1 protein-coding gene is annotated in these 903 nt (G+C 66.4%); it reads right to left on the reverse strand.

From position 1 onward, the window contains the following. The coding region (locus tag R1101_RS0124520) for an AMP-binding protein (protein ID WP_016935768.1) at nt 1–903 on the reverse strand (903 nt) is incomplete at both ends.

Here is a 903-nt window from a genome sequence, read left to right on the forward strand (position 1 = left end):
ACGTTCGGCCCCGTATAGATCAGTTCACCGGTGCCGTCCGGAGCATCCGGTACCGCCTCGAGGCGGAAGGAGCCCCCGGGGACAGCCCGTCCGATCGACTGCGGATGGTCGGTGGCGAGTTCCGGAGGCAGGTACGCCATCCGTGCGGTTGCCTCCGTCTGTCCGTACATGACGAAGAAGTCCCAGCCCCGCTCACGACCCAGTTGCGCATAGGCGCGGACACGATCCGGTGACAGTCGCCCGCCGGCCTGCGTGATGTAGCGCAGGTCGGGCAGATCCAGTTCGCCGAATCCGAACCGGTCGAGCAGATCGAAGGTATAGGGCACGCCGGCGAAGCTGGTGCCCCCGTGTGCCCGGAACAGCTCCCAGAACGCCGGGTCGGTGACCGAGCGGGTCGTGAGCACCACTGCAGCACCGCGCAGCAGATGGCTGTGGATCACCGACAAGCCGTAGCAGTAATGCATCGGCAATGTCGTCACCGCACGGTCGGTTCCGCGGATGCCGAGATAATCCGCGATCGACTCGGCATTGGACTGCACGTTGCGATGCGACAGGCGGACGAGTTTCGGGGAACCGGTCGAGCCGGAGGTGCTCAACAGCAGCGCCAGATCGGGGTGCAGCACATGTGAGGAACCGTCGCCCCGTTCCTCGACAGCCACAGTCCCGTCGATGCTGCGCACCACCACGTCGGGTCGGTACGCGTCGATCAGACCTTCGAGAGCGACGGGGTTGTCGCCCGGCGCCAGCAACACCGGATGTCCGGCGAGCAGAGCCGCGAGGTAGACGATGATCACGTCGATCTCGTTGGCACCTGCGAGCAGCACCAGGCGGCGGGTCTCGCCGAGCCGGGACGTTTCGTGCCGGACCTGCGCGGCCAGTTCGCTGTAGGTGACCGTCCGCTCC

Origin of the sequence: Rhodococcus sp. R1101, from assembly GCF_000278445.1 — a bacterium.
Lineage (GTDB): Bacteria > Actinomycetota > Actinomycetes > Mycobacteriales > Mycobacteriaceae > Rhodococcus > Rhodococcus gordoniae.